Source organism: Paenibacillus oryziterrae, assembly GCF_042610485.1.
Lineage (GTDB): Bacteria > Bacillota > Bacilli > Paenibacillales > Paenibacillaceae > Paenibacillus_AQ.
Genome location: NZ_JBGJZO010000038.1, coordinates 1 through 23484, shown reverse-complemented (window position 1 = coordinate 23484; position 23484 = coordinate 1). Strand labels below are relative to the sequence as shown.

At 45.8% G+C, this 23484-nt stretch carries 17 protein-coding genes and 1 rRNA gene; 17 read left to right on the top strand and 1 reads right to left on the bottom strand.

Going from position 1 to position 23484, the window contains the following annotated elements:
* The first annotated feature begins 1 nt into the window (after position 1).
* From ACAN55_RS22985 to ACAN55_RS22920, 14 genes are all read left to right on the top strand, one after another.
* Positions 2–814: a carbohydrate ABC transporter permease gene (locus ACAN55_RS22985; protein WP_379138584.1), complete on the top strand. Its 813-nt coding sequence runs from the start codon at positions 2–4 to the stop codon at positions 812–814.
* Positions 815–856: 42 nt separating this feature from the next.
* Positions 857–3217, top strand: a complete 2361-nt coding sequence (locus ACAN55_RS22980; protein WP_379138582.1) for a glycoside hydrolase family 65 protein — start codon at positions 857–859, stop codon at positions 3215–3217.
* Positions 3214–3894 carry a beta-phosphoglucomutase gene (pgmB, locus tag ACAN55_RS22975; RefSeq protein ID WP_379138579.1) on the top strand — a complete coding sequence of 227 codons (681 nt, stop codon included), beginning with the start codon at positions 3214–3216 and terminating at the stop codon, positions 3892–3894. Before ACAN55_RS22980 ends, pgmB begins: the two co-directional genes overlap by 4 nt.
* Before the next feature lie 85 nt (positions 3895–3979).
* Positions 3980–5755 (top strand): sensor histidine kinase, encoded by a 1776-nt coding sequence (locus tag ACAN55_RS22970; RefSeq protein WP_379138576.1) that lies wholly within the window; start codon positions 3980–3982, stop codon positions 5753–5755.
* The gene (locus ACAN55_RS22965) at positions 5752–7407 is read left to right on the top strand and encodes a response regulator transcription factor (protein WP_379138573.1); all 1656 of its coding nucleotides are present in this window, start codon (positions 5752–5754) and stop codon (positions 7405–7407) included. Before ACAN55_RS22970 ends, ACAN55_RS22965 begins: the two co-directional genes overlap by 4 nt.
* A 109-nt stretch (positions 7408–7516) precedes the next feature.
* The gene (locus ACAN55_RS22960; protein WP_379138570.1) at positions 7517–8794 is read left to right on the top strand and encodes an ABC transporter substrate-binding protein; all 1278 of its coding nucleotides are present in this window, start codon (positions 7517–7519) and stop codon (positions 8792–8794) included.
* A 215-nt stretch (positions 8795–9009) separates the two neighbouring features.
* Positions 9010–13683: an S-layer homology domain-containing protein gene (locus tag ACAN55_RS22955; RefSeq protein ID WP_379138566.1), complete on the top strand. Its 4674-nt coding sequence runs from the start codon at positions 9010–9012 to the stop codon at positions 13681–13683.
* A 231-nt stretch (positions 13684–13914) separates the two neighbouring features.
* Complete coding sequence (locus tag ACAN55_RS22950) at positions 13915–14919, top strand: MraY family glycosyltransferase (protein WP_379138563.1); 1005 nt, start codon at positions 13915–13917, stop codon at positions 14917–14919.
* A gap of 1 nt (position 14920) precedes the next feature.
* Positions 14921–16078: a glycosyltransferase family 4 protein gene (locus ACAN55_RS22945; RefSeq protein ID WP_379138560.1), complete on the top strand. Its 1158-nt coding sequence runs from the start codon at positions 14921–14923 to the stop codon at positions 16076–16078.
* Complete coding sequence (locus ACAN55_RS22940; RefSeq protein WP_379138557.1) at positions 16075–17325, top strand: protoporphyrinogen/coproporphyrinogen oxidase; 1251 nt, start codon at positions 16075–16077, stop codon at positions 17323–17325. The genes ACAN55_RS22945 and ACAN55_RS22940 overlap by 4 nt, the downstream gene beginning before the upstream one ends.
* 126 nt (positions 17326–17451) lie before the next feature.
* Positions 17452–18504 (top strand): acyltransferase domain-containing protein, encoded by a 1053-nt coding sequence (locus ACAN55_RS22935; RefSeq protein ID WP_379138553.1) that lies wholly within the window; start codon positions 17452–17454, stop codon positions 18502–18504.
* Positions 18505–18726: 222 nt separating this feature from the next.
* Positions 18727–19044, top strand: coding sequence for a DUF6442 family protein (locus ACAN55_RS22930; RefSeq protein ID WP_379138550.1), 318 nt, complete (start codon positions 18727–18729; stop codon positions 19042–19044).
* Between the two features lies 1 nt (position 19045).
* A complete protein-coding gene (locus ACAN55_RS22925; RefSeq protein ID WP_379138547.1) occupies positions 19046–19255 on the top strand; it encodes a helix-turn-helix transcriptional regulator in 210 nt (69 codons plus the stop codon).
* 30 nt (positions 19256–19285) lie between these two features.
* Entirely contained in the window at positions 19286–21526 is a 2241-nt protein-coding gene (locus ACAN55_RS22920) for an ATP-binding cassette domain-containing protein (protein ID WP_379138544.1), read from the top strand.
* A gap of 81 nt (positions 21527–21607) precedes the next feature.
* Here the strand turns inward: ACAN55_RS22920 and ACAN55_RS22915 are convergent, their stop codons facing one another.
* Positions 21608–21931: a hypothetical protein gene (locus ACAN55_RS22915; RefSeq protein ID WP_379138541.1), complete on the bottom strand. Its 324-nt coding sequence runs from the start codon at positions 21929–21931 to the stop codon at positions 21608–21610.
* Positions 21932–22171: 240 nt separating this feature from the next.
* Here ACAN55_RS22915 and ACAN55_RS22910 point away from each other — a divergent pair, with 240 nt between their 5' ends.
* The 3 genes from ACAN55_RS22910 to ACAN55_RS22900 form a co-directional block, all read left to right on the top strand.
* Entirely contained in the window at positions 22172–22438 is a 267-nt protein-coding gene (locus tag ACAN55_RS22910) for an MraY family glycosyltransferase (protein WP_379138538.1), read from the top strand.
* Between the two features lie 120 nt (positions 22439–22558).
* Positions 22559–22876 (top strand): glycosyltransferase family protein, encoded by a 318-nt coding sequence (locus ACAN55_RS22905; protein ID WP_379138535.1) that lies wholly within the window; start codon positions 22559–22561, stop codon positions 22874–22876.
* Between the two features lie 424 nt (positions 22877–23300).
* Positions 23301–23484 (top strand): 16S ribosomal RNA (locus ACAN55_RS22900); the annotation flags it as partial.

Genomic DNA, 23484 nt, shown 5'->3' with positions numbered 1-23484 from the left:
GATGAGTAATGCAGGAAAGACAAGTATCCGTTATGCCCTGTTGTCCCTATGCTCCATCTTTTTCATCCTGCCGTTTGGATATGCCATATACACTTCACTACTGGGTAAAAGCGACATCGGCCACTGGGTGGGTGTGGCCCGGTTAACCTTTGAGAACTATAAAGACGTATTCGTTAACTCGGATATGACGATCTGGTACATTAACTCCATTGTTGTTACACTCGGCATCCTGATTGGGAATCTCGCCGTGAACACCATGGCGGCCTATTCGCTGTCCAGATTGCACTATCCCGGGCGGGGATTAATCTTTTTTATCATTATCGGAATGATGATGATTCCTTATCAGATTACGATTATTCCGATCTATTCCATGATTGTGAAGTTAGGATGGCTGAACAGCTATCAGGGTTTAATTATTCCATTTATGTTTCAGGGCTTTCTTGTCTTTCTGATGCGGCAGTTCATGCTGAGTATTCCGAAAGAGCTGGAAGAAGCGGCGGAAGTAGACGGGCTGACCAAGATCGGCATCTTCTTCCGGATTATCCTGCCGTTATCCAAAGGAGCGATCGGAACACAAATTATATTCAGCTTCACGGGAACCTGGAATTCGTTCGTATGGCCGGTTACGCTGGTCAATGACAGCCGGTGGTACGTATTAACGGTGGGTCTGAATACCCTCAAGAACCGTTATTTCGAATGGCCGAACCTTACCATGACCGGGGTTGTGCTGCTTACGCTGCCGATTATCGTTGTGTTTCTGATCTTCCAGCGTCACCTTGTGCAAGGAATTGCAACGACAGGCCTGAAGGGCTGACGAAAGAATAAACTGCCAAAGAGAGAGTAGGAGGTTATTGTGGTGCTGAGATATGATATGGGCACAGGAGAGCTGCGGAACTGGGTCATTGGTGAAGATTCATTTCATGTGCAGAATTTAGGCAAATACGAGACGATTATGAGCTTGGGTAACGGATATATGGGAATCAGATCCTGTACGGAGGAGTCCTATCCTCAAGAAACCCGCAATTGTTTTGTAGCAGGAACCTTCAATATATCCGGCGCTTCGGAGGTAACAGAGCTGCCTAATTTAGCGGATGTTACGGAGCTGGGCATTTGGCTTGACGGTGAAGGTTTTCATTTGGAGAAAGGACAGGTAGAAGAGTATTCGCGTACCTTGAATCTCCAAACGGCGGAACTGAACCGGCGTGTCCTGTGGCGCAATGGCAGAGGAAGTACCTTTGAGATAGTCTTCCGCAGATTCGTATCTTTACATAACAAGCATGTGTTGGGTATGCGGGTCGAGTTGACACCGTGTACGGCAGCTGCAGAAATCTCAATACGCTCCGGAATTAACGGACAGGTTACCAATTCCGGTGCACAGCATTTTGCTGAAGGAGATAAACGCATTCATGATAAAAAAATGCTCCAATATGCGGCCGTAACCACTGAGTCAAACATCCATGTGGTAACTCATTGCCACCACCGGTTCCTTCTGGATGACTCGGAGATTACAGCTGAACCGCGTTTATCCATAGAACGGAGAAAGGTATCCACCGGGTACACGTTCCGGGTTGAAGCAGGTAAGACCTTGGTATTCGAGAAAATCGCGAACATTCATACCTCGCAGGATCTTGATCACGGGCGGCAGACCCCCTGGAATCTGTGCGAGGCTGCATTAGATGAATTGCGTCTTGAGTCCATGAAAGGGTATGAAAAGCTTCTGCAGGACAGCGCAAAAGCGTGGCAGGAGAAATGGGCAGCGATGGATATTCAGATTGCGACTGAGAGGGAGTTCGATCAGCTGGCAATCCGCTTTGCGCAATATCATCTTGTGATCATGGCTCCGGAGCATGATAACCGTTTCGGCATTGCTGCCAAAGGCTTGACGGGTGAAGGCTACAAGGGCCATTCCTTCTGGGACACAGAAATTTTCATACTGCCCTACTTCTTGTTCACGAGTCCCGGTATGGCCCTCAATCTGGTGGAGTACCGGTATCATACATTGGATGGGGCACGGAGGAAAGCGAAAGAGAACGGTTATAAAGGGGCTATGTATCCCTGGGAATCCGCTCTGACCGGAGATGAAGTGACTCCTGAGTGGGGGCCGGTAGATGTGGTCACGGGAACACCCACCCGGATATGGACGGGATTAATCGAACAGCACATTACAAGCGATGTGGCTTTCGGGGTGTGGCAGTACTATCTGGCAACAGGAGATCAGGGCTTCATGGATTCGAAGGGGTACGAAATCATTATGGAGACGGCGACCTTCTGGGCAAGCCGGCTGACCTGGAACGAAGTACGCAAATGCTTCGAAATCAGAGATGTGATCGGACCTGATGAATACAAAGAGCATGTGGATAATAATGCTTTCACGAACTATATGGCACATTGGAATTTGCAGACCGCCATTGAATGTTATGAGAAGCTGGAACACCAGCCATCGGAAATGTGGACACAGCTAAGAGAACGGCTGCAGCTGGATAAGGCTTATAAAGAGTGGAAACTCAAGGCAGAGCATATTTATTTGCCACATCCGAGAGAGACCGATCTGCTTATTCCGCAGGATGATACGTATTTGAGCAAAACATGTATTGATTTGACGAAGTATCGCAATCAGCAGGAAGTGGCACTGATCCTGGAAGATTATAATATGGACCAGTTAAGTCAATTTCAAGTGTCCAAGCAGGCAGATGTAATGATTCTTTTTTATCTGCTTGAACATCGTTTCAGCTATGAGGTGAAGCAGGCGAACTGGAGGTATTATGAGCCGAAGACGCTGCATGATTCTTCACTCAGCTTGGCAACGCACAGCATCCTGGCCTCCGATTTGGGTGAAACAGAGCTTGCATACCGGCTCTATGAGCTGGCAGCAGGTATAGATCTTGGCCGGAACATGAAGTCCTCCGATCAAGGCATACACACAGCATCCATCGGCGGGATATGGAAGTGCGCAGTGTTCGGGTTCGGCGGAGTGCGTGCGCTGAATGGTCAGCTTCGTATTCATCCTCGCCTTCCGAAAGAATGGGATTCGCTTTCATATCCGTTATATTGGCAGGGTGATCTTCTGAAGATTCATATTACACATGAGGCTGTGGAGGTTACGAAGCTGACAGATCTGAATACATCTCTGCAACTGGCGGTTGAGGGACGGGACTATATGCTGAATGCTAAAGAATCGCTCACCGTTCCGCTATCAAAAAGGGGGAACTACGCTTGAACAGCTCAGTTAAAGCCTTTATTTTTGATCTGGACGGCGTAATTGTGGACTCGGCAGAATATCATTATCTAGCCTGGGGACAGCTTGCCTTGGAGCTCGGAATTCCTTTTGACCGTTCGTATAATGAACGTCTGAAGGGGGTTAGCCGTATGCAATCCCTGGAACTGATACTGGAGAACTCGAAGGATTTCCGGGGATACAGCGAAGCAGAGAAGCTCATGCTTGCTGACCGGAAGAATGAGCATTACAAACAGCTCATCGAACAGATTACACCGGCTGATCTGCTTCCCGGTATCGCCCGGCTGTTGCACGATATACTCGAAGCATCTTTAAGAATCGGGCTGGCTTCGGCAAGCCATAATGCGCCTGCCATCGTTAAGAGGCTGCAGATCGCGGACTGCTTCGATGTGATTGTCGATCCCGGGACGTTAAAGAAAGGCAAGCCTGATCCGGAGATATTTCTGACCGCAGCTGCCCAGCTTGGTGTTCCCCCGAAGAGCTGCATCGGGATTGAAGATGCCCAAGCGGGGATTCAGGCCATCAAAGATGCAGGAATGTTCGCCGTAGGCGTAGGAGAGAATGTTTCGATGCAGGGAGCAGATATGATCATTCGGCACGGTGAAATAAACTACTCTAATATTGTCGAATCTTATTATAATATGTTAAATAATGTCTAAATGAGTCGATGAATTTATGCTATGATTGATTCCAAAAATACGGATTCAATCTTTTTTTTACTTGCAGCGAACGGTGGGGAATGAAATGAGATCTATCAAGTTTAAAGACCGCAGCATGAATCAGAAGCTGTTTCTTACCTATGTATTCTTGATCATTATTCCGCTTATCTTAATCGGTTCCATCTCTTACACCTATTCGATTTCATTTCTGGAAGGAAGAATTGTTAATTCGTTTAGGGAATTGAACCGGCAGATGAGGACCAGCACAGATGCATTCCTGAAGAACATGCTTCGTGTCTCGGAAAGCCCGTTTTACGATCAGGAACTACTGACTATTTTGTCGAAAGACTATAGGACTTATGAGTATCCGCTCTATGAGAAATCTTCTGATTTCAAATATATTAATGACGAATTCTTCCGGAAAATATTTCTGTTCAACAGCGATATTGATTCTCTCGTTATTTATGCGGACAACAACGAAGTGGCCTACCGCAAAGGCTATCAGGTCATTTATAACTATGATTATAAGCCGTTTGATGAACCATGGTTCCGGCAAATTGAGAAGAAGCGGGGACAACCGGTCGTAGTAGGCCTCCATCCGGAGAAGCAGGTCAGTAGAAACAGCTCTGTCATGTCAGTAGGGCAGGTTATCGTGGATCCGGCTACCAATCAGAAACTGGGTACGTTTATCGTGAACTTCCGGGATGCCGCACTCCGCAGATTATATCAGGGGTTAAATCCGGGACCCGAAGCCGAACAGATGATTGTAGATGAGAACAATAAGATTCTGTTTAGTACGGACAGCAGTGCGATAGGTCTGAATTTAGAAGATCAGGTAAGCCAGGATGATCCCGAATACTATATTGTTCATAATACATCGGATATCAGCGGCTGGAAATTCTATTCCATTATTCACAAGCAAGCGATGTTCCACGAAGTCAACCAGATCCGTAATTTCATCGCGGTCATTGTGGGGATTACGATTGTTACTGCTTTTTGCGTGGCTCTCCTTGTATCCCGGGGGATAACGAATCCAATCAAACAATTAAGCCGAATGATGCGGAGAGTCGAAATAGGAGACTTCAATGTCCATATTGATATGAACAGGCAGGATGAAATCGGGCGGCTCGGTTATGCCTTTAATACGATGACTAAAGAAATTCAGCAGCTGATTCAGAGGATTAAGGAAGAGGAGCATCAAAAGCGGAGTGCAGAACTCAATGCGCTGCAAGCTCAGATCAATCCTCATTTTCTCTATAATACCTTGTCTGTAGTAAGGTGGATGTCCCAGGCACAGATGGCAGATAACATCACGGAAACACTGGATTCACTGATTGGGCTCTTGACTTTCTCGGCCCGGAATACGAAAGAATTCGTAACGATTGAAGAAGAAATAGCCTTCATCCAGAATTATATATCGCTCCTGGAATTAAGATATTACAACACCTTTGAGGCAACCTATCAGGTCGATGATGAGGTTCTGCGCTATCAGACACTGAAATTTATCGTGCAGCCGTTTGTTGAAAACGCTATATTCCACGGTTTCGCGGATGATAAGCACACCTATCGTTTAAATATTGACGTCCGCCGCCATGAGCAGGGAGTCCGGTTTATGATCACGGACAACGGAATTGGCATGAGTCAGGAACAAGTCAAAGAGCTAATGGATACAGCCAAGGGTCAGGAGGGTATGAATTCCATCGGCGTGCGGAACGTGTCAGAACGGATACAGCTTCATTTTGGCTCAAGGTATGGTGTGCAGATTCATACTTTACCTGGAGAAGGAACGACAATCTTCATCGATATTCCTGTATTAATGAGCACAGAAGAACCTTCAGCCAAGGAGGACATGCGCCTATGAAAATCCTTATTGCCGATGATGAATCTTACATGAGAATGAGTTTGAAGACGTCCCTGGATTGGGAGGCGTACGGGTTTCAAGTGGTTGGGGATGCCACTCACGGTGAGGATGCGCTGGTCAAAATTGCCGAACTCAAGCCGGACATTGTGCTTATGGATATCAAAATGCCTATCATGGATGGCTTGCAGGCACTTAAGAAACTTCAGGACTGGAATGATCCGCCAAAGGTCATTATTCTGAGCAGCTACAAGGAATTTGAGTATGTACGGGAGGGAATGCGGCTGGGGGCTTTGGATTATATCCATAAACCCAGCTTAAATGAGGCAGGTATGTTTGATACCCTGCGGCGTGCCCGTGAAGCGATCATGCGGGAACGGAAGCAAACGGATGAAATGGAGAACCTGCGGCAGAATGCCGAACGCGTTAAACCTAATATGAAAGCGGTTTTTTTTAAGGAATGGTCAGAGGGAGCCATACGGCATACGTGGGAGATTGAAGAGAAAATGAAAGAGTATGACGTTCGCCTGCAGGAGCCTAATCTCGTTTGCTTTGCTCTTCAGATTGACCAGTTCTCCAAGGTGAGGAAGAGATATAAGCAGGATATGGAGTATTTGCTCTATTTCTCAATCCACAACATCCTGAGTGAAGTGTTTCGCAAGTTTGAAGAAGTCGAATTTTTTCAGCATCGCCAGAACGGCTTCGCTATTTTTAAGACGTATTCCAGCCTGCGAAGCGCACAGAGTATTTACAATGAACAATGGAATCTGATCAAAACGGTGCAGAATGCACTGCATAAATTCATGAATATAAACGTCAGCTTTGGGATCAGTATGCTGCATAACAGCTTATTGGATGTTCCTATTGCATTAAAAGAAGCGGAAAAGGTTCTGGAGAGTAATTTCTATGATAATGAATCGGGAGTGTTTTTTTATCAAGCGGAGGGCTCTGCTCCCGGATCCATCAAAAAAGAGGATTTGAATAAGCATGTGTTCGAAAAAAAGGTTCAGCACATCAAACAGGAAATCGAAAAGGAACAGTGGGACCGTGTGCTTGTATCCATGGAGCGGTTGTTTGAGGAGCTGCGGCAGAACCGGCAAATATCGAAACAGGAAATGCTGAGGATTGCAACATATCTTCATTATGCGTTCATTAAAGCCTGCGAAACAGAATCAGATCTCACTATAGACGAATTTCCTGCGATTGAAGAATTCTTCGAGGCGGAAACCCAACAGCAGATATACGAATTACTGGTGCAGGAGGCAGAGTATGTCCAGTATAAGAAGAATCTGAATGCCGCCTCCCAGAAAATGAATCATAAGATCAGAATGGTTATTGATTATATTCATGAATACTATGACCGGGATCTGAATTTGGAGGAGCTGTCTCATTATGTAGGACTGAATCACTCCTATTTGAGCCGCTTGTTTAAAGAACAGACCGGTATGGTTCTCATCCAGTATATTAATCAGTATCGTGTGAACAAGTCACTGGACTTATTAATGAACAGTACAATGAAGACCTATGAAATTGCGGAGAGGGTTGGTTTTAAGAGCACGGATAACTTTTATATCGCATTCAAACGCTTGATCGGTTTCCCTCCGAATGAGGTTCGCAAGAACCCGGAATTAATCCACGAATCGGAGACGATGTAAAGATATTCAGTTTCATGTAAAGATCTTCTGTTTAGCCGGTAAGTCCGATTCCTTATGATAAAAGTACGTTCAACAATGTTGGCGAATTGAATCGAAGGGGATTAAATAGATGAAAAAAGCAATGACACTCATACTGTGCTGCATCATGCTCACAGGTATGCTGGCCGCTTGTTCTTCTAAAACAAACAATAATTCAGCGGGGCAGAACACCAACGATACGAATGCTGCAACGGAAACAGAGAAACCGGCCGATCCGGTCGAAGTAAGCATGGCTTATTGGGCTAACTCAGCAGAACAGAAAAACTTCGAATTTATGGTTCAGGGCATTGAAGAAAAATATCCGGAAGTTAAGGTGAAGCTGCAGCAGTATCCGACAAGTGATGAATTCTGGAAAGCGGTGCCGGCAGCCATCGCTGCAGGCGTGGGTCCCGACATTATTGCCATGTCCGATGAAGGGAACTACGAGTACATTGCGAACGATGTACTGGAGCCTTTGGATGAGCTGATGGAAACTGTGGGATTTGACAAGAGCCGGATTACGGAATCGCTCTATAAAGGCTGGACGGATAGCGGTAAATTATACGGCGTACCTTATGACTCTTCCACTTCCATGCTCGCTATCAATAAGAAAATGTTCGATCAATCCGGCATAACCAAATATCCGGAGACGATGGACGAAATGCTGGAACTTGCAAAAGCGATGACCAAAGATGGCGTGAAGGGGATTGTAGGCAGTATTGATCCGTTCCACATCACGCAATATGTACACGCTTTCGGCGGAGGCTGGAACTTCGGCAAGACCATCAATTCTGCAGAGAACGTGAAAGGCCTTCAGTTCTTTGTGGATATGTACCTGCAATCCAAGGTAGCTATTGCACCTATTGAAATCGGCGCCCCTTGGGACGGTGAGGTATTCTCGAAAGAGAAGGGTGCGATGTCAACAGCGGGGCCATGGTATGTCGGTTATTTGAAGGAAGCAAATCCGGGGCTGGAATTGGTCGCTCTGCCTATGCCTAAAGGAACGGTAGATGCACAAAGTGCTTACTCGCATGGACTCTCCATTCTGAAGGGAAGCAAAAATAAAGAAGCGGCTATGAAAGTGATCTCTTACGCTTTGCGTGACGAAGCCCAATTGGAAGCCATCGAAACGGTGGGTTATTCACCTGCTGTATCAGCCCTGCTGCCGAAATATTTGGAGAAATATCCTGAGCTAAAGCCTGTATTCGATAATATGGAAAAATCCGGTATGCCGTTTGCTTATCCGGAACAGACCAAAGCCTTCCATGCGGACCTGCTGAAAGGTGTGGAAGAGATTATCTTTAAGGGCGGTAAGCTTCCTGTCAAGGAACTGCTCGATGAACTACAAGAGAAATACGGACAAAAGTAAGGCTGGAATCTTCCAAGTACTCTTTTAAAACATAAATTTACTGCAGGAAAGTCTGCGTTGTCCCATCCAGGAGATCGTAGACTTTTTTGCTACAATGCACGACCGGACAGATAAGGATCGAGAGGTAAAAAAAATCGGCTGCATGTAAAGATATTCTGTATTTTGCTTGCCCCGACTTCCTTATGCTTAAACCAAATATAGATGGAGGTAATGCAATGCTCAGGAAACCAATCACAAAAATGACTGCCGTGTTATTGTTGATTTCTATGCTTATAACATCCACGTCACTGGGCTTACCGAAGGTAGCCTATGGAGCTGACGGAACAGATGCCGGTACAGGTTCCGCTGGACTTGAAATCATCCAAAGTAAGGTGCTGGGGGAATTTCCGCTTGATCTGTCACAGGTGGGCAATGTGGACTGGCTGCATCTGAAAGGTAACGGTCCGGATAACATTATTCAGATTAAAAAGAAAACGGGCAGCGCTGTAACCTTTAGCGTAGTAGGAAACGATACCACAGGGACTGAGGGGAAACCGGATAGAGGCAGTGATGCGAATTATCTCTCCTACACCTGGAATGACGGTATGACCGGATATGAAACGGCAAGCCAAGATACAGGATTTGGCGTGTTTTATCCAAAGAACAGAGCTGCTGGACAATATGACAATGTAGGCTGGAGCTTTGAGGTTTCACCACAGGCGCAAGAGTCGACGGTTGTCTTTGGGATCGGGATGTGGCAGTCCAAAGCTGCTGTGAAGATCTATGCAGATATGAGCCTTGTGGAGACCAAGGAAATAAGCGCAGGAGGCACCTCGGAAGTATACAAGTATCAGATTAAGGTGCCTGCCAATGTTAAATTAAAAGTGGAAGGCCTGCAGACTGAAACTCTTTCACAATGGGGGAATATGTCATTCTCAGGGCTGGCACTGAGCAGCCGGGAAGTTGCCGACAAAAGTATCTTGCAAAATGAGTACAATAAAGTGAAGGACCAGCTTCAAGGCTTATACACGGGTGAATCCTGGCAGAACTTCGTACAGGCAAGAGAAGAGGCCCGTAGCATTCTGGTAAAAGCCGATGCTACCCAGACAGAGATTGATAGTACACTGGCCTTTCTACAAACTGCGAAAACCGCTCTGGTGAAAAGAGAAACAAACATTATGATCGATTTCACGGGTGCCGCGGAAAATGAATATGAGTTCGGTGGGACCGGGGATCAGCAGGACAGATATCAGACCTTTACGGTTAATGAGAGCTTTGAAATGCAGTACGTACAAGTAAATGTGAGAAAAATGTCCAATAACGTAAGTGATCTGACCGTGAAATTATATAAGGCAGATAATTCCGGGTATCCGGAGGGTGCACCTCTTACATCAACAGAGGTAAATAGGGACCGTGTGGCAGATGGTGAAATGACGGCCATTCCGCTCAGCTATACGCTCACTGGAGATACACGGTATGTATTGGTTTTATCACAGAAGAATCTCTTATCGGGCAAATACCGCTGGATGGTCATGAAGAAGAACGGGGAGACAGAAAGTGAGTATTTCGGCAAAAGTGTCTCGGGGGTGTTCCAATCCGAAGCTCACCTCGGTACAGGAATATTAAGAATCATTAAAAAATCGGACACGAATCGGACCGCCTTACAAGCCCTGATAGATGACATTGCCGGCCATAACTATAACAGCAGGCTCTTTACCGTAGAGTCATGGTCTGCCTTACAAACGGCACTCAATAATGCCAATCTGTATCTAAATAACTTTGATGCCAAGCAGAATGAATTGGATGCGGCCCAGAGCCAGTTACAGACTGCAAGGGACAGCCTGGAAATTAATATGGATATGGCTGTTATTGCCGCTCAGATTGATAAGATTAGCCAGGCGGTCATTAAAGGCTACACTATCAGTTCTGTGAATACTTTGAATGAGGCAGTAAAAGCCGCCAAGGAACTGAATGCTAACGCCTCAGATAACGAGAAATTAACCGCATACTCTGCTGTATTGGAAGCGGTTCATAATCTGAAGGTCTCGGGAAAATACAAGTACGAAACCCATGGTCAAATGACGTCTGCCTTCGGGTTTGAAGGAGATAAGAATGCTTCTCTCGGCTTCCTGGATGGTTCCTATCAAATCGGCGGTAGCCGTCCGGAACAGCATGGCCCGGTTGCTCCCAAACAAATGGTTACCTTCGGAGTGACGGATACAAGCAACATCCGGTGGAGTAAAGGGGAAGGTTATTTACCGGTATTTATCAGTGAATACACGAAGAATAAAATGGACTACAAGATAGAAACCTTCGCTAACAAACGTACCGTAAACAACAAGGACTATGTTATCAACTATTCCAGAATAACGGCTACGAATCATTCAAGCGATATTATGCTTTTGCCGGTGGTATCAGGCAATCTGGTTCCAATCAACGCGGCTGCTGCCAATATGTACACTGCCCAGCCCGGGGAGAGCGTAGTGAGAGAGTATGCGATTGAGGCGGATAAGTATGAATATTTCGACAAGAATGTTACCCAGTTCACCTCATTGACCATGGAGCAGGTAGCCAGTCAGGGAACGTATGAAGAGAATTACAACGAAATGAGAACTTATTGGAAGAACAGACTGTCCAAAGTAGTGGATATTGATTTACCGAATAACGAGCTGGAAAATGCCTTCAAGTCAGGATATATTGATACATTGATTATTAAGGATGACAACTACCTGCATGTAGGCGAGAATGGCTATGCCCGGTTATTTTCCCATGATACGCTGGGAATTCTGGTTAATTTGATTCAGAGCGGAGATTTCGATCATGCGCAGGATTATCTGAAGAGTATCCCTTTGACAGGCGGAATTAATATTGAGACCGGTCAGGTGGACAGCAACCTGTATTGGGATACCAACTGGAAGATTCCATGGGCTTATGCTGTTTATTTAAGCAAGACGGGTGACGCTTCTATCTTTGATGAAACCATGACTGCTGCAGACGGGTCTAACGGAACTGTATTTGAGAAGAGAGTGAAATTCGGTGCGAGAAGTATAGAGAGTGACCGCAACGCGGACGGAATTATGAAGAAAACATTTGCGATCGATTCGGAAGGTAATTGGACCATCGACAATTATTCTGCCCTCACAGGTCTGACCGCATATGAATATGTAGCCCGTGAATTATACCGTCTGAAGAATGACGAGTATTATTTGCATGAAGCGGAGTGGGCAAAAGCCCGGTATGATGATTTATTAGCCAAATTCACAGCCAAATTGCAGCAAACAATAACTGATAAAGGACTAGACTATATTCCGGCATCGGTTGTTGAAAGCAATGATGAGAACCGCATGAGAGATTCAAGAGACGCGAATTGGGCTTCCATGTTCCTGTTCGGCAGATGGCACTGGGACGGGTATCTGTACGGAGCGGAACAGCCGGAGGACAATGTTAACCTTACCATGCTGGATGATACGTATTCCTATGGAATAAACAGACGCATTCAAGAGGATACCACAGATTCCCCGTACAACTTCGGAGGGTACCCGCATGGCTTCTATTCAAGCGCCTATAACGCCGGTTATGGCAGCGCTGCGCTGCGGGGAGAACAGTACCGTGATATGGGGATTAAAGCCTACGAATTCATGATTGAAAGCTCCATGAGCGGACCGTTCAGCTGGTGGGAAGGCATTAATTATCCCGTCGCGGGAAGCCCTTGGTCACAAAGTAATGACCAACTGAATATTCAGAACACACCGGGCGGCGGCGGATCGGCCCAGCACATGTGGGGACAATCCGTTAACTCCAAGGTGCTCATAGATTCCCTGATTGCTGAGAAGATTAGTGACCATAATCAAAAGTATGAAATCATCGTGGGCCGCGGTATTCCTAAAGAGTGGGTCACTGACGCTGCGAAGAATAATAATACCGTGGCAAGTGTGCAGAACTACCCGGCCCTTCAAGGCGGCAGAGTAGGATACACTGTGACAAGAAAGGACAATCAGCTCGTTGTTGCCTTGAGCAGCAATCTGAATGCAGCTAAAATTGAAGCCGGTAAAGTGAGTTTTAGCGTTCAACTGCCAAGTTTGGTGAACAACATCACAGCTGTATCAACAGGTACAGTGGATAACGCGAAAGGTATCGTTACCGTTCCATTAAATACAGCCTCGGTAACGATTACTCTAGGCAACTTGCCGAAGCCAGACGCAGGCTCGGGCAATACCGGCAACCCTGGCAACCCTGGCAACCCTGGCAACCCTGGCAACACAGGAAACACCGGGAACACCGGCAATACCGGCAACACGGGGACTCCTGGGAATAGCACAGGTAATTCCGGAAATCCCGGCAATACAGGAGGCACAGGAAACGCCGGTCAGCCAGCGTTTAAAGATGTAAGTAAGCATTGGGCCCAAGAAAATATTGTAACTGCAGTGGAACGCAAAATCGTGAATGGTTATGAAGACGGAACCTTCCGTCCGAATGGAGAGGTTACCCGCAGCGAATTCACGGTAATTCTGGGCCGTGCACTGGATGTGAACCTGGAGTCCTCCGGGGTTTCCTTCAAAGACGAGGGCAGCATACCTTCATGGGCGAAGTCCTATGTTGCAAAGGCGGTTCAATCCGGTTGGGTTACAGGCTATAAGGACCAGACCTTCCGGCCGGATGGAATTATTACCCGTTTAGACATGATTGTAATGATCGTCCGGGCGCTGGGATTGAAGACTGATGTCACAGCAAATGCTCCATTTACAGACGCGGAACACATTCCTTCATGGGGGCTGCCGTACGTAGCAGCTGCATACAAGGCAGGTCTGATCGAAGGCAATGAGAACAATGAATTTGCTCCAAGTGATCAGGCGACGAGGGCCGAAGCGATAACATTAGTTCTAAGGCTGCTTAAAGAAGTTGAACAGTAATAGCATACAACTATAAGAGGCTGACGTCCGGGAATTTCGGACGTCAGTTTTTGTGTGCTTGGCCTGCATTAAGGGATAATTGAAACTATGGATTCTACAGAGGATAGTAATGACTTCTGATGTCTATAAGATTATTTTTAATAGATTAAATGCCGGGAAACGGGATTTTTTTGTTTTTATTGCATACCATATTTTAGTAAATGGTGTATTCATAGATATAGGAGGGATTGCGTGATCTTCTTTCTTCTTGCATTCCTGCTCACGGTTCTGCTGACTCCTGCGGCCATGATGCTGGCCAATAAGTTTGATATTGTGGATCATCCTAACGGGGTCTTGAAAAGACATTATAAATCAACCCCTTATCTGGGCGGAATTGCATTGTTTATCTCTGTGATTGCAACAGCGCTGATGTTGAAGAGAACGGAATTCCTGGACTTGAAGCACCTGGGTCTGTTTCTGGGAGGCTTAATTATTGTCTGTGGGGGGCTTATAGACGATAAGCGTGCACTTCCGCCGGGATTGAAAATGGGCGTTCAGATAGCTGCTGCTATTTGTGCAATGTACAGCGGATTACATACGAATTTTAATGCACCGCCGGGATTGAATAGCGTATTAACCCTGCTCTGGATTATCGGCGGAGTCAATGCGTTTAATCTGATTGATATTATGGATGGACTGGCAGCCGGAGTTGCGGCTCTTTCGGCCCTGTTTCTGGGTGTTCTTTTGCTACTTAAGGGTGAAATTTTCTACAGTTCACTGTTATTTGCCTTATCTGGAGCATGCCTCGGGTTTCTGCTGTTCAATTTCAATCCTGCCCGAATTTTTCTTGGAGACGCCGGCAGTCAATTCTTGGGTTATTTGCTGTTCTGTCTTGCCATCCAGTGGAGTACGAATGAAACCTTTGGCCACAGGTTGTTTATCCCGCTTTTCATTCTTGCAATCCCGTTATTTGAAACGTTTTTTGTTTCGGTGATGAGGTTGAGGCGCAGAGTTTCGCCATTCCGGGGCAGCAATGATCACTTCGCGCTTCGGATGGTGAAGGTTGGCTTGTCCATTAAGGCTACTGTTGGTCTGACCCTCCTGTGTTCGGTAACTCTGGGGCTTGCGGCGATCCTCATCCTGAAGTATGACGCTGCGTCTTATTACACCATTGGAATAGCACTGCTCCTGGTCCTGATCCTATTCCATAGATTGGGCGGAATTGATATGACTGCTGCCAGGGAGGAGAAAGCCTAAAATGGCTAAAATTATGTTTCTTGTGCCCTATTCTAAATACTATGTTAATTTCCTGGAGGATCAACTGAGGTCCCTGAAGGCCGAGGGCCATGAGCTGATTGCGGTTGCCCCGGACTACCCTTCCGGCAAGGAACTTAAAGCACTTGGAATAACTTTCAAACGAACACCGATGACAAATACCGGAATCAATCCGTTTGATGATATCGTCAGCTTATATAAGCTGGTTGCTCTGCTGCGGCAAGAAAAGCCGGACGTTCTCTGTTGTTATTCGATCAAGCCGAATCTCTATGGTTCACTTGCTGCTAAATATACAAAGATAGGAAAGGTGTATCTATTCGTAACCGGGCTTGGTTATATGTTCACCGCCACAAGCTTGAAGCGTTCCCTGCTGTATCCGTTTGTTAAAAGATTGTATTCCTTTGCGATCAAACATTGCAGCCGTGTATTCTTTGAGAATCCGGATGATAGAGAGCTGTTTGGTAATCTGGGGATGCCGCTGAAAGACAAAGCGATTCTGTTGAATGGATTGGGGGTAAACCTCCGGAAATTCCGTCCAAGGAACTCAAGCATTAGAAAGCCTGTATTCCTTCTAGTCGCGCGCCTCCTCAAAGATAAAGGGATTATGGAATTTGCCCAGGCGGCTAAAATACTTAAGGGGAAATATCCCGAAGCCGTCTTTCAGCTCTTGGGACCTTTTGACCGTAATCCATCGGCTATTGCCAAGGAGACGGTAATGGAGTGGGTGAGCAAGGGGTATATTGAATATTTGGGTGAAACGAAGGACGTCCGGCCGTATCTTCACCGGGCAAAGGCATTTGTACTTCCATCCTATTACCGGGAAGGGATCCCCAAGTCGATATTAGAGGCAATGGCAGTAGGGCTGCCTATTATAACTACGGATTGGCCTGGCTGCAGGGAGACGGTGGAACATGGAGTGAACGGGCTACTGGTGATCCCGGGAAATTCAGCAGCGCTGGCAGAAGCGATGGAGCCGTTTATTTATGATCGGTTGCTGGGTAACAGGATGGGCCTTATGAGCCGGAAAATAGCTGTGGATAGATTTGATGTGAATCAGGTGAATGCTGTCATTAAGGAAGCGATGGGGCTTCCTCCTGTTTCTCGTCCAATGTACGAGCAGACCAAGGCCGGTCACCGATGATCTGTGTAATCGGGGCAGGTGTGACAGGACTATTCTTTGCCAAGGCATTTGGTGAAGCCAAGGTTTTTGAAGCGAGTGACGCTCCCGGTGGCAAGGCTTGTTCGCAAACGGTGGAAACGGATGCAGGAACCTTTATCTTTGATACCGGAGGCCATTGGTTCCATCAGCAGAATGCTCCCGGGGTTCTCGGGCTTCTGGACGGATTAGCGTTAATCAAACACCAGCGGAAAGCGCATGTCTTGATGAACAGCAGTCTTTACGACTTCCCTATCCAGACCAGTTATGTGAACATTCCGGATAAACCCTTTGTGGAAGCGGTCAAGCGGGAGCTTGCAGCTATTGAAGGGAGGGGGAATACTTCCCGGACGTACAGAGAACTGCTGCTGAATTCGTACGGGGAGACCCTCTACAACTCTTTTTTTCGGGACTATAATCTCAAAATGTTTGGTGTATCCGATTTATCGGATATCGCTCTGGGTCAATATGAAGCTGTCCGCAATGTTCCGGTGAATAATTGCAAGGGATACAATAATGAATTTTTGTATCCCGACGGCAACGGTGGAGCAAGGGCTATACCGCTGCATCTCTCCAAAGGTCTCGACATCAGGTTTAACACCGCTGTCCAATCCATCAGTCTTCAGGATAATACACTGTTGGCCGGTCACCAAACCCTGAAATGGAGTAAGATCATTTCCACTATACCGCTGCCCCTTTTGGCAAAGAGTATTTCCGATTTGGATCCGGCGTTGCTGGAGCTCTCGGGGCAATTAAAGTCCTGCAAAGGGTTTATTCTCAATGTAGGAATCAAAAAAACAGAGAGGTACCAGGACATAGATTGGATATACAATGCGGACATGGATTATCACTTTTACCGCATGGGTTATTACAGCAATGTTCAGCCAGCACTCGCTCCTGCCGGGTATAGCGCAATGTATGTAGAGTGTTCACCGCTATTCTTTTCAAGCAGGGAGGAAGCTTATGCCCTGATACCCGTAATATTGGAGGAGCTCACCGAACTTGGATTTATCGGGGACAAAGAAGATATTATTACTTTGAATCCCGTTTACCTCGAACATAATTATTGTATGCCGAATCCATTGGTCACCTCTGCCCTTTGCGGTCATCTGAACAAACACGGGATTTACTCCATTGGGCGTTATGGAGCCTGGCATTGGTCAAGCCAGCATGAGGATATGCAACAGGCATTGGATTTGGCAAGACAAATCTCAGGGGACGGCGGTCATTAGGCCTGTTTCGTTGATGAAGCGGTTTTACCCTTGGGGCCCATGGCGATCAGGAGGTAAACTGCGGGTTCTGCGAGAACTATAGTGTTGAGGTTCATGCCTCCAGCTTAACAAAAAGAAGGGGTAAACATGCCGCATACATTTTTGAAAAGAACATTTGTGGACGACATCAACCATCTGTTAGGGCTTCCGGAGGCTGCACTTCAAGCTTACCGGGATGAAACGGAGCGGATCAGCGCCTCGAACGATCTCCGGACCTTGGCAATCTCGCTTCACGAAATGCTGCAGCCTGGAGGCCAAGGCGGGGAGGACGTCGTCAGCTGCCTGAATCAAATGATGCCGGAGGAAGGGATGTTCGCTGCCGTTGTATTGGGATCCTGGGTACCACAGCTAAGTCAGTATTATCAGACCCAAGGGTTCTCTCAAACTATTCTAGTGGATACGTTATCCGATTATCGGGTGTGGATGGAGAAACATCGGAACAGGTATGGGGAATGGGGATTAAGTGAGGTCGGATGGCTCATCCATCATTTGAGCGGAAGGCTGTACAAGCTGGGACGCCTCCAATTTATGCCCACTACCTATACGGGGAGAAATAAGGTGTACCGTCAGAGGGAGAGCGATGAGCTCGCTATTCTGTCAGGGACGGGGGGATCTTTCAGCCAGGATGGACGGGAGTCTGTATTTCACGAGACGGAATCATATGTGACTGGGCACCGTATTCTTGAGGGGGGAACAGCGGACCCTGAAACGATACGGTTAGAGAATTCGGACTGGGAGCTTGTTCTCGAGGAAGGTGATCCGGTCCTGGATATCCATATTCAGGAGGGGGGTTCCCTGAATGAAGCTGATTGTGAGCATTCCTTCGGATTGGCGGAGACCTTTTTTGCAGCGAATGGGAACGGACAGAGTTTTAAGGCCTTTGTCTGCACATCGTGGCTGCTGAGCCCCCAGCTTGGAACGGTCCTGCCAGAAGACTCCAATATCGTTAAGTTTCAAAGAGCATTTCATTTGACTCCGGATGGTTCCGATGACGGCCAATTGATGGAGCGGGTGTTCGGTGGCAGACCGGAGAATCTGTCGGAGGCACCCAGAAATACGTCCTTAAGACGCTATGTCCTTGATGCCATAGAACAAGGGGTATCCTTCACTGGCGGAAGCGGGTTTAAGCTGCTGGGTTAAGGTTGATACTATTCAAGGACTCAATGAAAGAGAACGGACCGGAATTTCCAACCATAAAAAGGTACAATCCTTTCAGACGATGAACGGGGCTGCAGGAAACATCCACTACAAATCTTTAGATTGGAGTGGGTGTTTTTGTGTTGACAAGAAAACTTGGCGCGATATACTATTGGTGACAAGTTTTATTGGCAATCTTCTTTTTATCAGAGAGGAGACTTTTTTATGAAAAGGGAAGAGATATTAGAAAAAAGCAGAGAAGAAAAGCGGGACGAAGGCAAGGAATTTATTCTGGATAGAGGCAGAAGAAGCGGAGTCATCGGGATGGTGATTCTGTTTTGCATTTTGGCTGTATTCAATCTGTATAATAACCGTCAAGAGACCAATTCTGCATTAATCGCCATGATGTTCGGATATCTGGGGTTTGAAGGTCTTGGGTTATATAAATTAACGAGAAAGAAAATGGATTTCATTAAAGTCGTTGCAGGGTGTATGATAAGTGTTTCTTTTTTATTAATATATCTGACTAAGGTGATTAATTAGGATGAGTGAACAATTGGTTCTCAAAAATAAACTGCGCGAAGCAAGAGCAGAACAAAGCTTATCGCAAGCACAATTGGCAGAAATGGTCGGTGTCTCAAGAAATACAATCAGTTCTATTGAAACGGGGCAGTTCAATCCGACGGCAAAATTAGCTTTGATTTTATGTATTGCCTTAGATAAGAAATTTGAAGACCTGTTTTATTTTGATTAACCCAATAACCGGATGAAGGGGCGGTGCACAATGGAGCATGATGATATAGAAATCGTTGGTGCCAGGGAAAACAACCTCAAGAACGTTAGTTTGAAGATCCCGAAAAGAAAGATAACTATTTTCACAGGGGTTTCCGGATCGGGTAAGTCCTCTATCGTATTTGAGACGATGGCGCAAGAGGCGGGGAGGCAGCTAAACGAGACATTCAGCAACTTTGTCCGGCAGTTCTTGCCGAAATACAGCCAGCCCGATGTAGATTCGATCCACAATTTATCAACGGCTATCGTTGTCGATCAAAAAAGACTTGGCGGCAATTCCCGCTCGACGCTCGGAACGATAACAGACATTAACTCGCTCATCCGTCTGCTGTTTTCCCGTTTTGGGAAGCCCTATATCGGTCATGCGAATCATTTCTCCTTTAACGATCCGAGCGGCATGTGTATGGAATGTGAGGGGATCGGCCGGATCGTTACACTGAACATTGACGCAGCGATCGACAAAGAGAAATCCTTAAATGAAGGAGCCATTCTTCTTCCAGGCTTTAAAGTCGGTACATGGCTGTGGAAGATGTATGCCAACCAAGGTTATTTTGATAATGACAAGAAAATCAAAGATTATTCTGAAGAAGAGTATTCCAAACTTGTTTATGCCAAACCGGAGAAGGTTACGCTAAACTTTCTTGATGGAGAAATGAATTCCACCTATGAAGGTCTGGTTGAACGGTTTATAAGGCAGAATATCAAGACGGAGAGAGAAAAGTCGGAAGCCAATCAGAAGAAAAATGAAAAATTTACAACTACCTGCACTTGCCCTGTCTGCGGAGGGAAACGATATAACGAGGTGGCTCTTTCGTCCAAAATCATGGGTTATTCCATATACGATCTTACGGACATGCAGATTGACGAGTTGATTAAGGTTCTTCAAGGCTATGAGGAGAAAAGTGCTGCTCCGATCGTAAAAAGTGTGGTCGAACGGCTGCAAAATCTTGTGGACATCGGACTTGATTATGTGAATCTCACACGTGAAACGGCTACTCTTTCCGGGGGAGAATCGCAGCGGGTGAAGATGGTCAAGAACCTTACCAGCAGCCTAACGGATGTAATGTATATTTTTGACGAGCCGAGCATTGGCCTGCATCCAAGGGATGTCCATAGACTAAATGAGCTGTTGATTAAGCTTCGTGACAAGGGGAACACGGTGATTGTCGTTGAGCATGATCCAGATGTGATTAAGATCGCAGATCATATCGTTGACGTCGGTCCCCATGCAGGGGCTAACGGAGGACAAATCGTGTATTCGGGAGCTTATGAAGGTCTGTTAGACTCTGGTACATTAACCGGACAACACATTGGCCGAAGCGTCCCCATCAAAAACAGTGTCCGGGAACCCAAGGAGTTTCTGGAAAGCTCAAGAAGCAGTCTCCATAACTTGAAGGATGTCAGCCTACGTATACCTAAAGCATTGCTCACGGTTGTAACGGGGGTTGCGGGTTCGGGGAAAAGTACATTGGTCAATGAAGTGTTTGCCAAAGAATTCAGCGACGCCATCCGGATAGACCAGAGCGCGGTAAGCGCAAATAGCCGCTCGAATCCTGCCACATTTACAGGAGTGATGGATTACATCCGCCAATGCTTTGCTGCAGAGAATAATGTCAGTGCCGGGTTGTTCAGCTACAATTCCGAGGGGGGCTGCGCGGCGTGCAAAGGAACCGGGAGCATCGAAATTAATCTGTCTTTTATGGATACGATAGATGTTCCGTGTGAAGAATGCGGCGGGAAACGGTTCAAAGAGGAAGTTTTACAGTACACATACAAGGATAAAAGCATTGTCGATATTATGGAGATGACGATTGCGGAAGCCGTGAACTTTTTTGACTCCAAAGAAATTCAGAGCAAGCTGAGAAGCATTGTTGATGTAGGGTTGCATTATATGACGCTGGGGCAGCCGCTAAATACGCTTTCCGGCGGAGAATGCCAGCGTTTAAAGCTTGCGAAGGAGTTTAATAAAAAAGGTAACATCTATATTTTGGACGAACCGACGACGGGGCTCCATATGTCAGATATCAAAAGCATACTTGCGATTATGGACAAGCTGGTAAACAAGGGAAATACGGTAATCGTTATTGAACATAATCTGGACGTAATCAAAAATGCCGACTGGATTATCGATTTAGGCCCTGACGGAGGAACGCGGGGCGGAGAAATACTGTTTGAAGGAGCGCCGGCGGAATTATTGAAATGTACACGGTCTGTTACTGCAAGGTTTATGTAACTACTATATAGATACTTTAATTAGAACAAGCAAGGAATCACACGAAGGTGATGATTTCTTGCTTTTTTAATATGAACGAAGTTAATTTTTCCTGGTATTACGTCTTTCAATTTCGTAGGTGTAGAGATCATGAATTTTCTTGGTTTCTATATCTTGACCTACATAAAAATATAGGGTGGGGTCACTCACTGGGTATGCATAAGAATTGTAGGTTAAGTGGATAAAATCAAACTCCATTTTGTCCATCTTGAAATCAATCTGATATTTATCTTCTAAATAGATTTCAAACTGCTTTTTTAATGCCATGGACTTCCATGGAAGCCCAAAGAATATAAAGTATATTCCGATAAGTAGTATCAAAAAAATTAAAAATAACGACTTTTTGCTAAGGATGCTAGGTTTCATTGTTTATACCCCCTTGTGGTGTGTGTGGCGAAATGGATTTACGTACCATATTTTATTTATGGAGAACAGACGATTTAGGAGTGATAATGTAGTCTTTTTTATGGTTACATTCCTGTTCACGCTTCTATTGACTCCCTGCGCCATGATACTGGCTAATAAGCTTGGTATTGTTGATCATCCAAATGGGGTTTTGATGAGACATAATAAGCCAACTCCCTACCTGGGAGGCATAACCTTGTATTGACCATACTCTGGATCATCGGCGGAATCAACGCGTTTAATCGAATTGATATTATGGATGGCTTGGCTACTGGAGTTGCCTCGATAGCAGCTTTGTTTCTGGGTGTTCTTTTTTTGCTCAAGGGTGAAATCTTCAATTGTTCTCTGTTATGTGCCAAATCAGGCGCATGTCTGGGTTTCCTGCTGTTCAATTTCAATCCTGCACGGATTTTTCTTGGGATGGTGCCAGTTAGACTTTGGGTTATTTGCTGTTCTGTCTCACGCTAAGGTGAAGTTCGGCTGAACACTTTGGTCATAGGCTGTTTATAGCAATCTTCATTCTTGCCATCCCGTTATTTGAAACTTTGTTCGTTTCGGTAATGAGGCTGAAGGGGGAGAGCGTCTAAGATGGCTAAAATAATGTTTCTTGTCCCCCATTCCGAATACTACGTTAACTTTCTGGAAGATCTCCTCAAGTCCATGAAGGCTGAGGGCCATGAGTTGATCGCGGTTGCCTCGGACTACCCATCCGGTACGGATCTTCACAGACCTGGAGTAACCTTCAAGACAACACCGACAAATAATACCGGAACCAACCCGTTATATGATTTATTCAGTTTTTACACTGCTCTGCTGCGAAAAGAAAAGCCGTACCTTCTTTGCGGCTATTTTATCAAGCCCAATTTGTATGGGTCAGCTTTGTGGGAAATTTTACATGTTGAATAAATGATTAAAACGAGGTATATTATTAGTCCGGCCAAGAAATACGGATGCTTCGCTCGAAAGAAACTTAATAAAGAGCTTGCATTGAACGGCTGGATGTGATATATTATAAAAGTTGCTGATGCGACAAAACATCAACGACAAAGAGAATTTGATCTTTGAAAACTGAACAACGAGTGAGTGGGATTTTACGAAAGTAAAATCCAAAAATAGAGAATATAACTATTCTCGTCAGATGTTTCAAAATGAGCTATCGCTCTTTTCAATAACTTTTCGGATGGTTATTTTCTTGGAGNAGTAAAATCCAAAAATAGAGAATATAACTATTCTCGTCAGATGTTTCAAAATGAGCTATCGCTCTTTTCAATAACTTTTCGGATGGTTATTTTCTTGGAGTAATTCAGGGGAGTGATCGCTCGAAAAAACCTATTTGGAGAGTTTGATCCTGGCTCAGGACGAACGCTGGCGGCATGCCTAATACATGCAAGTCGAGCGGACTTACTTTGGAAGCTTGCTTCCAAAGTAAGTTAGCGGCGGACGGGTGAGTAACACGTAGGCAACCTGCCCTTCAGACTGGGATAACTACCGGAAACGGTAGCTAATACCGGATA

Bases quoted from the DNA above. Each gene is read 5' to 3' on its own strand.
- ACAN55_RS22985 (WP_379138584.1), top strand. From the start codon at position 2: ATGAGTAATGCAGGAAAGACAAGTATCCGTTATGCCCTGTTGTCCCTA.
- ACAN55_RS22970 (WP_379138576.1), top strand. From the start codon at position 3,980: ATGAGATCTATCAAGTTTAAAGACCGCAGCATGAATCAGAAGCTGTTT.
- ACAN55_RS22965 (WP_379138573.1), top strand. From the start codon at position 5,752: ATGAAAATCCTTATTGCCGATGATGAATCTTACATGAGAATGAGTTTG.
- ACAN55_RS22960 (WP_379138570.1), top strand. From the start codon at position 7,517: ATGAAAAAAGCAATGACACTCATACTGTGCTGCATCATGCTCACAGGT.
- ACAN55_RS22955 (WP_379138566.1), top strand. From the start codon at position 9,010: ATGCTCAGGAAACCAATCACAAAAATGACTGCCGTGTTATTGTTGATT.
- ACAN55_RS22945 (WP_379138560.1), top strand. From the start codon at position 14,921: ATGGCTAAAATTATGTTTCTTGTGCCCTATTCTAAATACTATGTTAAT.
- ACAN55_RS22940 (WP_379138557.1), top strand. From the start codon at position 16,075: ATGATCTGTGTAATCGGGGCAGGTGTGACAGGACTATTCTTTGCCAAG.
- ACAN55_RS22935 (WP_379138553.1), top strand. From the start codon at position 17,452: ATGCCGCATACATTTTTGAAAAGAACATTTGTGGACGACATCAACCAT.
- ACAN55_RS22930 (WP_379138550.1), top strand. From the start codon at position 18,727: ATGAAAAGGGAAGAGATATTAGAAAAAAGCAGAGAAGAAAAGCGGGAC.
- ACAN55_RS22925 (WP_379138547.1), top strand. From the start codon at position 19,046: ATGAGTGAACAATTGGTTCTCAAAAATAAACTGCGCGAAGCAAGAGCA.
- ACAN55_RS22920 (WP_379138544.1), top strand. From the start codon at position 19,286: ATGGAGCATGATGATATAGAAATCGTTGGTGCCAGGGAAAACAACCTC.
- ACAN55_RS22915 (WP_379138541.1), bottom strand. From the start codon at position 21,931: ATGAAACCTAGCATCCTTAGCAAAAAGTCGTTATTTTTAATTTTTTTG.
- ACAN55_RS22905 (WP_379138535.1), top strand. From the start codon at position 22,559: ATGGCTAAAATAATGTTTCTTGTCCCCCATTCCGAATACTACGTTAAC.